17 protein-coding genes are annotated in these 14,741 nt (G+C 42.4%); 10 read left to right on the top strand and 7 right to left on the bottom strand.

What is annotated here, in order from left to right; genetic code table 11:
- Positions 1-114 precede the first annotated feature (114 nt).
- Positions 115-738 (top strand): FMN-dependent NADH-azoreductase, encoded by a 624-nt coding sequence (locus tag CAL7507_RS19090; RefSeq protein ID WP_015130134.1) that lies wholly within the window; start codon positions 115-117, stop codon positions 736-738.
- Between the two features lie 156 nt (positions 739-894).
- On the opposite strand, the gene CAL7507_RS19095 is transcribed toward CAL7507_RS19090, so the two are convergent.
- Together CAL7507_RS19095 and CAL7507_RS19100 are read right to left on the bottom strand one after the other, a co-directional pair.
- Complete coding sequence (locus tag CAL7507_RS19095; RefSeq protein ID WP_015130135.1) at positions 895-1,398, bottom strand: 2TM domain-containing protein; 504 nt, start codon at positions 1,396-1,398, stop codon at positions 895-897.
- A gap of 111 nt (positions 1,399-1,509) precedes the next feature.
- The gene (locus CAL7507_RS19100) at positions 1,510-2,313 is read right to left on the bottom strand and encodes a creatininase family protein (protein WP_015130136.1); all 804 of its coding nucleotides are present in this window, start codon (positions 2,311-2,313) and stop codon (positions 1,510-1,512) included.
- Positions 2,314-2,483: 170 nt separating this feature from the next.
- Here CAL7507_RS19100 and CAL7507_RS19105 point away from each other — a divergent pair, with 170 nt between their 5' ends.
- The 6 genes from CAL7507_RS19105 (at position 2,484) to CAL7507_RS19135 (ending at position 7,102) form a co-directional block, all read left to right on the top strand.
- Positions 2,484-2,735, top strand: a complete 252-nt coding sequence (locus CAL7507_RS19105) for a hypothetical protein (RefSeq protein WP_015130137.1) — start codon at positions 2,484-2,486, stop codon at positions 2,733-2,735.
- Entirely contained in the window at positions 2,732-3,178 is a 447-nt protein-coding gene (locus tag CAL7507_RS19110; protein ID WP_015130138.1) for a PIN domain-containing protein, read from the top strand. The genes CAL7507_RS19105 and CAL7507_RS19110 overlap by 4 nt, the downstream gene beginning before the upstream one ends.
- A gap of 132 nt (positions 3,179-3,310) precedes the next feature.
- Entirely contained in the window at positions 3,311-4,018 is a 708-nt protein-coding gene (locus tag CAL7507_RS19115) for an ROK family protein (protein WP_015130139.1), read from the top strand.
- Positions 4,019-4,696: 678 nt separating this feature from the next.
- The gene (locus CAL7507_RS19125) at positions 4,697-5,716 is read left to right on the top strand and encodes a daunorubicin resistance protein DrrA family ABC transporter ATP-binding protein (protein WP_015130140.1); all 1,020 of its coding nucleotides are present in this window, start codon (positions 4,697-4,699) and stop codon (positions 5,714-5,716) included.
- Between the two features lie 77 nt (positions 5,717-5,793).
- On the top strand, positions 5,794-6,681 hold the full coding sequence (locus tag CAL7507_RS19130; RefSeq protein ID WP_015130141.1) for an ABC transporter permease: 888 nt from the start codon (positions 5,794-5,796) through the stop codon (positions 6,679-6,681).
- 46 nt (positions 6,682-6,727) lie between these two features.
- On the top strand, positions 6,728-7,102 hold the full coding sequence (locus CAL7507_RS19135) for a hypothetical protein (protein ID WP_015130142.1): 375 nt from the start codon (positions 6,728-6,730) through the stop codon (positions 7,100-7,102).
- A gap of 110 nt (positions 7,103-7,212) precedes the next feature.
- Here the strand turns inward: CAL7507_RS19135 and CAL7507_RS32780 are convergent, their stop codons facing one another.
- The 3 genes from CAL7507_RS32780 to CAL7507_RS19150 all read right to left on the bottom strand — a co-directional run bounded on the left by CAL7507_RS32780 (position 7,213) and on the right by CAL7507_RS19150 (position 9,303).
- Positions 7,213-7,425, bottom strand: a complete 213-nt coding sequence (locus CAL7507_RS32780; RefSeq protein ID WP_042341243.1) for a hypothetical protein — start codon at positions 7,423-7,425, stop codon at positions 7,213-7,215.
- A 125-nt stretch (positions 7,426-7,550) separates the two neighbouring features.
- Positions 7,551-8,513: an IS110 family transposase gene (locus tag CAL7507_RS32785; protein WP_042341687.1), complete on the bottom strand. Its 963-nt coding sequence runs from the start codon at positions 8,511-8,513 to the stop codon at positions 7,551-7,553.
- Positions 8,514-8,865: 352 nt separating this feature from the next.
- Positions 8,866-9,303, bottom strand: a complete 438-nt coding sequence (locus tag CAL7507_RS19150) for a peroxiredoxin (RefSeq protein WP_015130143.1) — start codon at positions 9,301-9,303, stop codon at positions 8,866-8,868.
- A gap of 203 nt (positions 9,304-9,506) precedes the next feature.
- On the opposite strand from CAL7507_RS19150, the gene CAL7507_RS19155 reads away from it, so the two are divergent.
- The 3 genes from CAL7507_RS19155 (at position 9,507) to CAL7507_RS19165 (ending at position 11,990) form a co-directional block, all read left to right on the top strand.
- Positions 9,507-9,902, top strand: a complete 396-nt coding sequence (locus CAL7507_RS19155; RefSeq protein WP_015130144.1) for an Npun_F0494 family protein — start codon at positions 9,507-9,509, stop codon at positions 9,900-9,902.
- A gap of 357 nt (positions 9,903-10,259) precedes the next feature.
- Positions 10,260-11,735 (top strand): cobyric acid synthase CobQ, encoded by a 1,476-nt coding sequence (gene cobQ, locus CAL7507_RS19160; protein ID WP_015130145.1) that lies wholly within the window; start codon positions 10,260-10,262, stop codon positions 11,733-11,735.
- A gap of 15 nt (positions 11,736-11,750) precedes the next feature.
- Positions 11,751-11,990, top strand: a complete 240-nt coding sequence (locus tag CAL7507_RS19165; protein ID WP_015130146.1) for a 2Fe-2S iron-sulfur cluster binding domain-containing protein — start codon at positions 11,751-11,753, stop codon at positions 11,988-11,990.
- Between the two features lie 100 nt (positions 11,991-12,090).
- Here CAL7507_RS19165 and CAL7507_RS19170 read toward each other — a convergent pair whose 3' ends face one another.
- Together CAL7507_RS19170 and CAL7507_RS19185 are read right to left on the bottom strand one after the other, a co-directional pair.
- On the bottom strand, positions 12,091-12,675 hold the full coding sequence (locus CAL7507_RS19170; RefSeq protein WP_015130147.1) for a Uma2 family endonuclease: 585 nt from the start codon (positions 12,673-12,675) through the stop codon (positions 12,091-12,093).
- Positions 12,676-13,591: 916 nt separating this feature from the next.
- Positions 13,592-14,464 carry an N-acetyltransferase gene (locus CAL7507_RS19185; RefSeq protein WP_015130149.1) on the bottom strand — a complete coding sequence of 291 codons (873 nt, stop codon included), beginning with the start codon at positions 14,462-14,464 and terminating at the stop codon, positions 13,592-13,594.
- Positions 14,465-14,741: the final 277 nt, after the last annotated feature.

Here is a 14,741-nt window from a genome sequence, read left to right on the forward strand (position 1 = left end):
AGTGCCTACTTTTCATATTTACTTTACATAGTTTAAAGTCTATTGGGCAAGTATTTTGTCTTTTGACCTGTTGTTGAATGCCTACAGGCGTAATTATCTGGAAAAAATTTATTTATGGCAAATATCCTCCACATTGATTCTAGTCCCAGAGGCGATCGCTCTATTTCACGTTCACTATCCTATGAGTTCGTCACATCCTGGAAAGATACCCATCCTGGTGATACAGTCACCTATAGGGATTTAGGGCACAATCCCGTTCCCCATGTCGATGAGTCTTGGATTGCTGCTGCTTTCACACCACCAGATGTACGCACACCTGAATTAACTGAAGCAATTAAGCTTTCTGATAGCTTGGTTGATGAATTGCTAGCAGCTGACCGCTATGTATTTGGCGTACCGATGTATAATCTTAACATACCTTCTACCTTTAAGGCTTACATTGACCAAATTGTACGCGCTGGCCGTACTTTCACAGTTGGTGAGAACGGCTATCAAGGTTTAGTGGATAGTAGTAAGAAAGCACTGATTATCACATCTCGTGGTGGTACTTTTCCTGCAGGTACTCCCGCTGCTGCTTATGACTTGCAAGAACCTTACCTCCGCACTATTCTTGGTTTTATAGGCATCATTGACGTTACTTTTATCCACGCCGATAGCCTGAATTTGGGTGACACAGCACGAGAAAAATCTTTAGCCGCAGCTAAAAGTGCGATCGCCCAAGCTGTAGCTAATTGGTAATCAAATAGTGAATGCTAAAATTTTTATGCAACAGTAATTTCTCGCCAATCTGGCTCCACTAAAAATAGAAAGCCCGATATTATTGGGAAGTTGGAACTACAAGAACCCTTTACTTTAATTCCCTCCTAGATTTCTAGGAGGGTTTTTCGATGGCTGCTACATTTGGAAAGCTCTGAACCACTTATTCACAACTGTATTGATAGTTTTTTTGATTTGATGCTTCCGATGCCAATTTTGGAAGGCTGTTTCATACTCTTCGCCTTTAGTTTGAAATGTATTCCAGGCATCAAGCCCCGAAGATAATCCAGAGAATAGCAAAATGTAAAGCGACCATGCAAGACCGCCACCAGCCATCAGATCCACCAGCATTAAAAATGCGTTAATGATGACATATTTGCCAACCCGCTTCTTAAATCTTCCACGACGGTAAGCATTAAAAACTTGTCGCTGTTGGACTTCACTTTGTTGTACCAACCAATCACGTTCTGCTAGTTGTAAAGAATCTGGAGGTATTTCTAACTCAGCCGCAATTTCTAACAATTCTTTATAGGAAAACTCTCTGTCTGGATCTGCAGCTTGACGGGCGATCGCTAAGTGAAGAATTTGTTGCACTTCTTCTTGGCTATAAGAACGGATGCCTTGAGGTTCAAATGCCGTCATAATTGTTTTCTCGGATACTAATTTTAATACTGATTTGCCGCTTGGCAGCCGTTACCCAGCTACGTCACCATTATCTCTACACTAGCAAATCTAGTTGGAATTATGAATTATTTATCTGGGTTGGGGTTGTCGAAAGGTATATATCTCTTGAATAACTTCCACCCAACCATTAGACACAGATTCAAGAATGCGATCGCCTTTTTCTTTGGTGGCTGTAGTCGCATCCCCAATCACGCCACTTTTACTAATATCCCGCGTCACCCAAGCCACAGGTAGCTTACCTTCTAAACTTAATAAACTCCCCTCTGGTTGTGCTGGTGGATACTCAGCAACAGCTTTCTCTAGCTTCACTTGGTCTGGCAAAAGTGCCAACATAATACTAGTTTCGGCATCTCCAGCGTGCATTCCTAACTGTGCTTCCTTTGGTGTCAGCAAATCTTTAGTAATATGGGGCACACGCCAAGTAAACAGCGGAAATACCAAAAAGTCATCATACTTGACATGTAAATCCCGCGCCGCCATCTGCATAACTTGCGGTTGTCCACCGTGGGAATTCATCAACACCAACTTTCTAAACCCAGCCCGGTAAATACTTTCTCCCACTTCCATAATTGTCGCCGTGAGTGTTTCCGTACTCAAGGTTATTGTCCCTGGAAAGTGCCAGTGTTCGTTAGATTTACCATAATAAAGGCTGGGTAAAGCATAAGCAGGAATACTAGCGTCAAGCTTTTCCATTGCTTTCCCCAAAACCCCCACACCAATCGCCGCATCCACAATTAACGGTAAATGGGGGCCATGCTGTTCAATCGCCCCTACTGGTTGAATAATTACCACATTTTCCTTATCCGGCATTTCTTGGATGTCAGTCCAACTCAGGTAAGCGAAAAAGCGTTCTGGGGGAATAAAGCTGTGCATTTTAACAATATAACAATACTTAAATCATTTTTACTCAACAAGATACCTGACTTCTCCAATAAGTTGGATATCTATGGCTTTTGCATTTTCACTTTTCCCAATTTCCCAGCCGTGCTGCTTTGATTCAGTAAAATATTAATAATTATCCTAGTCATCATAGAGAAATGCTGATGAGTTCCCAGTTAGAAGCAATATTAAAGCAAGCTCAAGAGTTATCACCAGAGGAACAGCTAGAATTAATTAGGCAATTAACGGAGCAAGTATCTACCCAGCCAGAAACTCAAGTCAAACCAAAGCGTAAAGTAACTGAGTTTTATGGAAGTATGCCCAATTTATTGTCTGGGATGGATGCTCAAGATTGGGTTGAGCAACTGCGTTCTGAGTGGGATGAACGAGAAAGTATTTTCAGACAACAAGCATGAAGATTGGTGATGCCTTCCAAGGGATAAATAAGGTTTTTTTAGATACGTCTCCAGTTATTTACTACGTAGAAGCAACGCCTGGATATGCTATTGTGGCTCAGGAAGTATTTAAGTTGTTGAGTCAAGGCAGTTTTGAAGCTGTAGTTTCACCTGTAACGTTAGCAGAGTGTTTAGTCATACCTATTCGGTTGGGACAAGCTAAATCTCAACAAAATTTTATAGATATGTTAACAAATACTGATGGGATATCATTTGTCCCAATTACGCCTGCTGTGAGTCAAGAAGCAGCTTTAATGAGAGTACGTTATGGTTTAAAGTTACCAGATGCATTACAGGTGGCAACAGCTTTAGTAGCTGGTTGTGATGCATTTTTAACTAATGATGCGGCGTTACAAAGAGTAACAGAGTTGCGAATTATAGTTTTAGGTGCGTTGGAAATTTGAAAACCCACTCCCATATCTTTCTCGAACAAAAAATTCCTTCACCTTGTTAAAACACTCAAAAAATCTGGGGATCACCCAGATTTGGCAGAGCATAATAACCAATAGAGAAAGCAGTGAGCAGGAAAGAACCCAATGGTTGATGAAAATGGATCAATTCGCACCCTATCAGTTGATATTGGCGGGAGTGGTGTCAAAGCGATGGTATTGGATATTACAGGGACTCCCATCACAGAAAGGGGACGTTTAGATACACCCCAGCCGGCAAAACCTGATGTTGTAATTAATGCGATCGCAGTTTTAGCAGCTGCACAAGGTGAGTTTCATCGCGTTTCGGTGGGTTTTCCTGGAGTGGTGCGCTGTGGCGTGACGGAAACAGCCGTCAACTTAGATCGAGATTGGATTGGGTTTAACTTAGAAACCGCATTGTCGCAACAATTAAGAAAGCCTGTACGAGTGATTAATGATGCAGATATGCAGGGATTTGGGGCGATCGCTGGCAAAGGCGTAGAATTAGTGATTACCTTGGGGACTGGGTTTGGTTCTGCATTGTTTGTGGATGGCAAACTAGTACCAAATATGGAAATGGGACATCATCAGTTTCGCAAAGGAGAAACCTACGAAGAACAACTAGGGCGGGCGATATTGGAAAAAATCGGCGATAAAAAATGGAATAAGCGGTTAGAAAAAGCGATCGCCTCTTTGCAAAATCTCTTCAACTATGATTGCCTTTACATCGGCGGTGGTGAAGCCGTCAGAGTGAATATGCATCTACCCCTAAACGTCAAACTCATCCCCAATATCACCGGTTTATTAGGCGGTATTGCTTTGTGGCGAAATTAGTGGTGTCGCTTGTGAAGATTAGAACATTTGAACTAATATACAGCCTAGTGGTTTGTCAATTTTGTTTTGAGGGGTTTTTGGTAGTGCGGGCATCTTGCCCGCGTGAGCGAGACGCTCACACTACAGTCCCTCATTTCAACCCTGACAGACTACTAGTACCGCAAGGCGGAAGTCAAAAGTCAAAAGTCAAAAGAATTGTATTCCAAGCTCTTGCGCCATTTGAAATGGTATGTTCATTTACGCCGCGCTGTACTAGCACCTTTCTAAAATAAATATAGAATGCGCCCCGGTGAGTGCAGCCACACTCAACCGAATACGATATGGTTGTGATTTGCTATTGTTGCAAGTACAACCCCATCAATGCACCCCTCAAGCCAATGCCAGAGCGTCAAGTTTCCGTTGATTCCTTCGGAGGGGATCAGGAAGCCTACAAGCAGTGGTTAGAGTCTCAAAAGCAACCAGCTGAGGTGCAATGAAGAGTACTGAGTATGAGATTCACCAGAGGCAGGGGGAGAATTCAGGATTCCCCTCCCATAAAGGTTCAGAGCAAATAAATCTATTTATGGAGTTTTCCCCCTGCTCCCTGCCTCTTTTCCTCAATTAACTCTCACAGAACAACATCACCGCTAAAATAAAGATAGACTTTGTTGAGATTTGTATAGTTAGGGATTAGCTGTCATGGCTCCCGCCGTTTTAATTCAAAATTTGCGAAAGCGCTACGGTACTGTTGAAGCCGTCAAAGATGTCTCCTTCCAGGTAGAACCAGGAGAAATTTTTGGCTTACTTGGCCCCAACGGTGCTGGTAAGACTACTACCTTGCGTGCCTTGTGTACACTCACCACACCGGATGCTGGCAAAATCGAAGTATCTGGCATCTCTGTGTTGGATAACCCCAGAGTCGCAAGACAACGCTTAGGCTACGTGGCGCAGGAAGTCGCTTTAGATAAGGTGCTGACAGGAAAAGAATTGCTGCAATTGCAAGCAGCGCTTTATCATCTCCCCAGCGCCCTAGGAAAACAGCGTATTGAGACAGTGTTGGATTTACTCGGCTTACAGGAATACGCCAATCAAAAAACAGGAACCTATTCTGGCGGTTTACGTAAGCGCCTAGATTTGGCTGCAGGATTGCTTCATTCACCAGATGTTTTGGTTTTAGATGAGCCAACAGTAGGACTTGACATAGAAAGCCGTTTTGTGGTATGGGATTTCTTGCGTAAGTTACGTGCTTCTGGGACAACGGTAGTAATTACCAGCCATTATTTAGAAGAGATTGATGCCCTAGCCTCTAGCGTGGCAATTATTGATCGGGGGATTGTGATTGCATCTGGCACACCTTCGCAGTTGAAAGATCAAGTCGGGGGCGATCGCATCACATTACGCATCCGCGAATTTTCTCCCCTAGAGGAAGCAGAAACAGCGAAACATCTGCTAAAGGATTTGCCATTTGTGCAAGAAGCGATCGTCAACACCGCCCAGGGAAATTCCTTGAACTTAGTGGTGACGCCTCAAAATGATGCACTGATCACCATCCAGCAAAAACTCCATGCTGCAGGCTTAACCATTTTCAGCATTGCCCAATCACGCCCCAGCCTAGATGACGTTTATCTCGCCGCCACAGGTAAAACCCTCATGGATGCTGAACTAGCCGCAGTTGCTAACCGCGATCCTAAAGCCGAGAAAAAGCAGAATATGAGGTAGGGAATAGGCAATAGGAAAGAATTATTGTCATCTCCCTGCCCCCTGCCCCTTGCCCCCTGCCCAATCCCCAAATTATTATGAGCATCACCCCAAAATCTGATCTAAATTGGCAACCAGCAATATCACCGCAGGTATCCACTGATACTAATAGCAACTTTTTCGGTGAACTGGTGCAGGAAACGCTAGCACTAACTCGTCGCTTGTTTATTCAATTGCAACGCCGTCCTTCCACCTTGGCGGCGGGAATTATTCAACCAGTGATGTGGCTGGTGTTATTTGGTGCTTTATTCCAAAACGCCCCCAAAGGGATGTTTGGGGATACCACGAATTACGGACAATTTTTGAGCGCAGGTGTAATTGTTTTTACAGCCTTTGCCGGGGCACTAAATGCTGGGTTGCCCGTCATGTTTGATCGAGAGTTCGGTTTTTTAAATCGGTTGCTGGTGGCGCCTCTAGCATCCCGTTTTTCCATTGTTTTCGCTTCAGCAATCTTTATTATTAGTCAAAGTTTGTTGCAAGCAGCGGTGATTGTCGCCGCCGCCGCATTCTTAGGGGCTGGTTTACCAGATGCTGCTGGCTTAAGTGCGATCGCCCTCATCGTTTTCTTGCTAGCCTTGGGTGTGACAGCAATTTCTCTTGGTTTGGCTTTTGCCCTTCCTGGACACATCGAACTAATTGCAGTAATTTTTGTTGTTAACCTACCATTGCTATTTGCTAGCACTGCCTTAGCACCTTTATCTTTCATGCCCAAATGGTTGCAAGTTATCGCCACCCTCAATCCCCTCAGCTATGCCATTGAACCAATCCGCTATCTATATCTTCACAGTGATTGGGGATTGGGTAGTGTAGTCATGCAAGCACCTTGGGGTCATGTTACCTTTGGGGGAGCAATATTGGTATTACTTGGCTTTGCTTTTGTCGCCTTGTTAAGCATTCAACCGCAACTACGGCGGACTCTTGCTTAAGATGTAAGCATGATTTTATGTAGAGAGAACTTTAGGCTAAAAAATCATGAAAAAACTACTTCTACCCTTTACTAAGCTTGCAGTTGCTATCGTAGCTGGAATTGGCTTTGCCCCGTTGCTCGTAGCTCAACCCAGTTTAGCTGACTCTTTGGGAAATTCCTTTCCCAGCAATAACTCAGAAGAGAATAATAACAATCCATTGTCCCCTGGAAGCTCAGACTTCAATATGTTTGACCTGATCCATCGGGCAAATTTTGGCAATATCAACTGGAATGATAGTGAACAGAACCAAAAACTAGACGAAGCCGCAGAAGCTTATAAGAAAATACAGCAACAACGATTTCAAAATTCACAAAATAATGCTGTCCCTGGTTCACCATCAACTGAACCATCAGCAAATAAACCTTCACCAGGTAATTAAAGATGAAATAATAGTTACGTAGTAAGCACTTCAGTGCTGAAGACAAGGACTAAAGTCCTTACACCTCATATCTTGCACCATTTTCAATTTTGTAGCGACTGTCTTAAAAGTCAAGCGATGGCTTCGCCAAAGCCTTCGGCTAAAGTTAACAAAAAACCGGGACTGTGAACATTGACGCAACTGGGGAACGCTGCGCTAGATTCGGTGGTGGCTGGTACGGGCATTGAGATTTTACATTGGTAGCCAAGACAGTTGCAGCCCGCACCAGCCACTCCGCTACGCCACCGAATCTTCCCCAGTTGCTGGACTTCCCGTGGAGGCAAAAAAGAGCATGAAAAATTGTTCGCATGGCTGCGACGCCGAATAGCCCGTCGTAGACATCGGATCAGTAAAGATGCGATACCATCCGCTCAAAGGCTAATAAAAAGTATAAAAACGTTTGCAAGCCTTACGCGTTAACAATTGGTTGAAAGTTATCAGAAATGCACCAAGGCAAATTATCTCGAACCATTGCATTTAAAATGACTAACATTTTATGAACGCAAGCGGTCAGAGCAAGTTTTTTGGATTTACCACGTTCAACAAGACGTTCATAAAAAGCTTTGATTACGGGATTATGACGCATAGCAACCACAGCACCCATATAAAGAGTGGCACGAACATGGGCGCGACCACCATTAATCATACGCTTACCTTTGTGTTGCCCACTATCATGATTAATTGGTGCAACGCCAACTAGACGCGAGATTTGTTTGGCAGTTAGCTTACCCAGTTCTGGTAAATCCGAAACCAGAGTTGTCGAAATTACTTGGCCAATGCCTGGAGTAGTTTTGAGTAAATTAATTTTATCAATCCATTGTTGATTGTTTTGCGTCAATTCTTCAATTTCTTGATTGAGTTGTTTTAGACGTTGCTCAAGATATTCAATATGAGCTTCAATATCAGCCAATGCTTTTCCACGAGCGCGTGAACGGCGATTTTTTTCTGCCGTCTGCATTTCGACTAATTGTCTTCTCCGACTAATTAATTCGCTCAATTGACGCGCAGTTTCTGATTCAATTGGTAATCTTTGGGGTTTCATTGCTTCCCCAAAATGTGCCAAAATTTTGGCATCAATAGCATCAGTTTTGGCAAGCTTTCCTGTAGCTTTAGCAAAATCTCGCCCCTGGCGTGGATTGATTAATGCAACTGGTAAAAATGCAGCTTGTAATTGAATTACTAGCTCTGTTTCTAACCCTCCTGTTGCTTCCAATACAATCAGATTTAAATTAGCGGATTTGAGTTCCTCTACTAAATGAGATATTTCTACTTCTGTGTTTGCTACAGAGAATGCTTTACCCATTGGACGGATATAAACATCTAGAGTAGCTTTACTGACATCAATGCCTACCCATTGAGCAATGTTTTCCATTTTTTTACTCTCAACTACTTTGTCAAGAAGTTTTTGATTCCTCCCCTTGATTTCACTCATCCTTGCCCGATACGGACTGTATACTTTAAATCTCAATATTTAAAGTTTTGACCCCGGCGACTGTTCGAGTTCTGTCAAAGAGATTGTTGTAGTGACCCATGCTACAAAGCGGTCTATTTTGACCAAGGTTGGGACGGTCTACTACTATTTCTAAGATACAAGGGTGGGCATCGCCCACCAACGCAAATATAAGGGTTCCAGGCAATGGTGGGCAGTGCCCACCCTACTGAAGACAAGGACTAAAGTCCTTACTACGAACTTATGTCAGTCGATTATTAAAGGTGCAAAAGGTCTAAAGCCCAAGTGCAGCTAAAATATCCCCAGCATGGGTTGCTGTGCTGACACTAGCGTCAACATGGATGATTTTACCGCTAGGGTCAATTACGTAAGTGACACGTTTGGCATAACCACCGCCATCAACATCGAAAGCTTTGATCAGACTTTTGTCTGTGTCAGCTAGTAAAGGAAAATTAAGGCTATATTTGGCAGTGAATGCTTGATGGGCGGTTTCATCATCTGCACTCACTCCCAGTACCACAATATCTTTACCTTTATACTGAGCTTGGGCATCGCGGAAGCTGCAAGCTTGTTTGGTGCAGCCTGGTGTGTCATCTTTGGGGTAAAAATATAAAACCACCGTCTTACCGGCAAAATCAGATAACGAGACGGTATTACCGTTGGTGTCTTTGGCGGTAAATGCAGGTGCATCCGTTCCGACTGCTAGAGGCATAATGAACTCTTCCTGTTTCAGATTGTTGATGCACTTGAAATTTTACAATAATTTACAATGTTTAAGTGAATTACCGGAAAAACGACCAGCTATAGGCTGAAGTGTAAAAGCTAGTTGGTTGAAGAGTCAAAGGTCAAAGGTCAAGAGTCAAATTTATTATCTCCTCCAGTCAACAGTCATCAGTCATCAGTCATCAGTCATCAGTGAATTACCAAAACCCCAAAACGTTTTTTTATCTACCCAGCACTGTAGAACGAGCCGAGCGATCGCTTGTATGTTCTCCTTTCAATCTTGGCTTACTCGCAGCCATGCGCCATGAGAGTGTATCATTAGGTGCGATCGCCCAAAACAATGGTGTTAAGTATGGCTACACCAAAAGACCTTTGTCGGAAGTAGCGTGTGATAATGCTTTAAACTGGTTGATTCAAGTAGGTATACTCCGAAGAGAAGTTGACGGACAGGGAATCACAGATAGTTTCCGTCTCACTCCCCTAGGACACCAGTTGGTGGAACAATACCAGGGAAAAAATTTGCCTAGTCCCTCGTGGGGCGATCGCATCTACGATATGATGACTCGTTGGTTAAGACTGCCTTTTTAGAATGGAAAACTGAAAAGTTAGGATGAGGGCATAAAAGGGAACAATAATATACGGAAGCCTCAACCCCATTTATCAAATTTTTACCAAATCTCTCAGAATTTGTGCGGTTGTTGGTAAGAAGTACAAGAATAACAAAGGGGTGACAGAGGTGACAAAAAGCACGGTGGTATCTTCCAGTAGCTGCCGAGCTCGTTATCAGTGAACAGTGAACAGTTTGAGGATTTCACACTTCGACTCTGCTCACTAACCATTAGACGTGGGTAACTCTGGCTTCTCATTGATAACTGATAACTGATAACTGAATTACCGTTCTTCCCTAAATTTCCGCCCCTTATTTTAAAAAACCGATAGTAACCTATGAAATCAATTATGGTGGTGGGAACAACATCCCACGCAGGGAAATCACTACTAACCACAGCTATTTGTCGCATTCTCTCACGACGTGGCTGGCGGGTGGCTCCCTTTAAAGGTCAAAATATGGCTTTAAATGCTTATGTCACTGCCAGTGGCGGTGAAATTGGCTACGCCCAAGCGGTACAGGCCTGGGCTGCAGGAGTAGTTCCTTGGGTGGAAATGAACCCTATCTTACTCAAACCCCAAGGAGATATGACCTCCCAAGTCATTATCAAAGGTAGACCTGTAGGTAAAGTCAGTGCTGTAGATTACTACGAACAATATTTTGAACTGGGTTGGCGGACAATCGAAGAATCCCTACAGCATCTAGGGACAGAATTTGATATGTTGGTTTGCGAAGGTGCTGGTAGTCCGGCGGAAATTAACCTCAAACACCGCGACTTGACTAATATGCGAGTGGCGAAACATTTAAATGCACCAACGCTATTAGTAGTTGATATTGACCGGGGTGGTGCTTTTGCCCATGTGGTCGGTACCTTAGAATTACTGGATCAAGATGAACGTGACTTGATTAAAGGTATTGTTATTAACAAGTTTCGGGGACAGCGCTCAATATTAGAACCTGGGATCAAATGGTTAGAAAAACGCACTGGTATTCCGGTTGTCGGTGTTATACCTTACTTGGAATACGTGTTTCCAGCCGAAGACTCTCTGGATTTGTTTGAACGTAGTTCTCAAAAAACCCTAGCAGACCTGAATATTAGCGTTCTTCGTTTACCGAGAATTGCCAACTTTACTGATTTTGACCCACTGGAATCAGAACCAACTGTTTCAGTGAAATTCCTTAGCCCCAAACAAGATTTAGGACATCCAGATGCACTAATTATCCCAGGCACAAAGACCACAATTGCCGACTTATTGCTGCTGCAAAAAACTGGTATGGCAGAAGCAATACAACATTATGCTGCCTCTGGTGGGACAGTTTTAGGCATCTGTGGTGGCTACCAAATGCTGGGTCAAATTATTGCCGATCCAGAAGGGATAGAAGGACAAGCTGGCAGATATCAGGGTTTAAATTTATTGCCCATCAGAACAGTGATTACAGGACAGAAAATCGCTCGTCAGCGCCAAGTTAGCTCGAATTTTCCCCAAGCTGGCTTACCTGTGAACGGGTTTGAAATTCATCAGGGGCGATCGCGTATTGAACAACAAGCAGATAGCCAAGGCTTTCAACCCCTATTTGACGATGTTAATTTAGGATTAGTAGATAGTTGTCAATCAGTATGGGGTACTTATCTCCACGGGATTTTTGACAATGGTCCTTGGCGACGCGCTTGGTTAAATCGCCTCCGTCAACAACGGGGTTTGAAATCTCTACCTACGGGTGTTGCTAACTACCGGGAACAGCGAGAACAAACCTTGGACGCTCTAGCCACTGAAATTGAAAGCTATTTAGACTTAACACCCTTTTTGTCTTAGCTAGGCTGGTATCTCATGAATGTCCGCGTCCGCTTTTTACCAGATGATATTACAGTAGATGCCGAAGTGGGCGAAGCCATTTTGGATGTAGCAGAACGCGCTGGAGTATTTATTCCCACTGGTTGTTTGATGGGGTCATGTCATGCCTGTACTGTGGAATTGGAGGATGGAGATATCATCCGCGCCTGTATTTCCGCAGTACCACTAGGGCGTGAGGAATTGGTGATCAATGTGTTTAGCGATCCTACTTGGTAGTTTTTTAAGCCTTGATCCTGCGTATGCTTTGGAGGCGATGTCTACGACGGGCTGTTCGGTGACGCACACCGTAATCAGAATCGCTATTGTAGGCGATTATTCAATTTTCGCCGGTTGCTTCGCTTTCAAACTGCACTTGTCGGTACAAATCAGCGATCGCTATTTCCACATTCACTGATTCCAGTCGCAATATATCGTCCAAATTATACTCCGACAGCACCCATTTTCCTTGTTCGTTGCGTCGAAATACTTCTAAACTCGGTTGAGCTACTTGTACTAAGACATATTCTTGCAAGGTTGCAGATTGGCGATATTTGGCAAACTTTTTCCCCCTATCGGCTGCTTCTGTTGAAGGTGATAGCACTTCGATAATTAAAACCGGAAATTGTACCAATTGTGGATCGGTATCTCGCTCATCGCAAGTCACCACCACATCTGGATAAAAATATTTTTGCCCTGGTTCTACCTGCACCTTCACATCTACAATGTAGACTTCACAGGAGCGATTGGCTAGGGCATCATCTAAGAGCTTAAAGAAATTTCCAGAAATCCGATTATGGTTGCGTGTAGCACCACTCATCATCACAACTTCCCCATCCCAATACTCGTAACGTTCTTCTTGGGTGGGTTCCCAAACCAGATATTCTTCTGCACTCATCAAAATGTTGTCGGGTAAAGCAACCATTGTAGCGATCGGGGAATGAGTTACGTTTCTAGGATAGCGAAAAAAGGATGTTCTCTTTATTGCTACCCTAACCAAGCACTAATGCTCTAGCATTTTATCTCCCAGATGCTTTCTGGCGATCGCCTCTAAAATAAAACTGTCCAGTCGTGCCACAAAAAATAATCTCAGCCAGCCAACGTTCCCAATCAGCGGGCGGTAAGCAACCTTGTCACCTCCACAAGCGGCTTTTGTCCCTCCACTGGATTAATTCAATATCTGTTTTAATGAGTTTATTCTATTCATACATCCGTCAAAATTGTTCAATATTTCCTGTCTTCGACAGTTGTTAAGAGATTGCAGCCAACTGTCAATTTTTTGAGAATAATTTGGATAATTATACTTAAATTGGAGGATAGCTGTAAGTGTGTTAGGAATTTCTTGATCCCTTATAACATGACCCAAGCTGGGGTTTTTACGATAATCAATATAAGCTTGTGTAAATTCTTCCTGACAAATGTTTATCAAATTATCAATCTCTTGTTTTATTTCATTCATGATCCAAAACTCCTATAACTCTTTCCATTTCCATCCTTCAAAATGTAATAAATTCAGTGAAAAGCCGGAGAACAACGGTGAGTATACAGCGCTTCCGGCTATTATGCAATACAGTTTTCCTCCTTGCCCTTTCCTATCAAAGCTTTTCAATTTTGGAATGTACCTCATAGCTGCCGTAAGTGCTGTAATGGCACAAATCACGACGTACAGACGACAAAAAGAAGCCTGGAAACAAAGCCCATATGCTCAAATCTGCCGTCTGGTACAGTGAATTGTTAGTCCTTTTTTTGAGTAGTCAAGTTACTGATTGCCTACTGCTTTGAGCCTATCTCTTGCTTATACCTATATATGAACTTTCTCTTTACACCAAAACCCTAAATTTTTAAGTACTATTTGAATCATATTCAACCACCGAGCCATCTGCTCCTACAGAATAGATTTTATTGCTTTCTATATCCTCCCAATACACTCCAGAAGAATTAGGATAAACCTGCTTAACTTTAGAAAGTGCGTATTCTATACCTTGATTTGAAGAACAAGCTACATCAATAACTCGATTACAATATTCACCATCAGGTATACTGACTGAAATATTATAAACAATTAAAGGCGAGGTAAGATTTTCAGCTATATAAAAATCGGCATCATAATGTTTATTATAAATAACTAGTTTAAAGCCTTGCTTCTCAAAAAAACCTGCACTATCAACATAAATTTGCGACGCTATTCTATGACCTATATCTGCAATAATATACTGAATAGTTAATTTTCCAATCCCTTGATTCAGAAATATTGGATTAACAAGAAAAAAATCAAGCCAAGGCATAGGCTCATTTAAAGTGGCACAAGATGAATTCAAAAGACGTTTTGATCTTCTTACAGTAGCAAGTGAATAGATAGTAGCATCATCTCCTCTCAAAAATCTTAAATCAGATAGATCGTCGGCTTCGGAGATAGAATTTTCAAATTCTTCATACGAGTTTAAGATTCCATCAACATAAGAGTTAAGTGTAAATGTTTTAAGGGAAGTTATGTTTACCTGAGCAAATTTTGAAGAAAGAAATTTAGTATAGTTAGTAGAAAATAATTTCGGATTTGCTTTGATTTGTTTCTGCCATTCTTTAACTGTTGTAGTAATATCAGTCAAGTTTGAGGGTGTCATGTAGCATAATGAATTTAATCCATCTGTAACAGCTATCACTTTGGATTTTCCATAGTTTGAATTAGGTTGCTTTCTAAGTCTAGCCTCTGCCATGAATTGTCTCCATGAATTAATAGATTCTATTTGCTATTTACCTTAGTGATTTAAAGTCTAAGAGATGATTTATGAAGTAAACCTTAAAATTTAGTGTATTTTAAAACAGCGTCTAAAGCGTTGCATTTAGTGGTGCGTTACAGCTAATTCATACTTTCTCAAACGCTCAAATCTTTACATAGCATTAACACACTCTACTTAATATTTACTAAGCGATTCACCAAAATCAAGGGTTACAAGCGTTCTAATCATGATATTCAGAATTTGTCTGGAGCTC

Origin of the sequence: Calothrix sp. PCC 7507 (genome assembly GCF_000316575.1) — a bacterium.
Taxonomy (GTDB): domain Bacteria; phylum Cyanobacteriota; class Cyanobacteriia; order Cyanobacteriales; family Nostocaceae; genus Fortiea.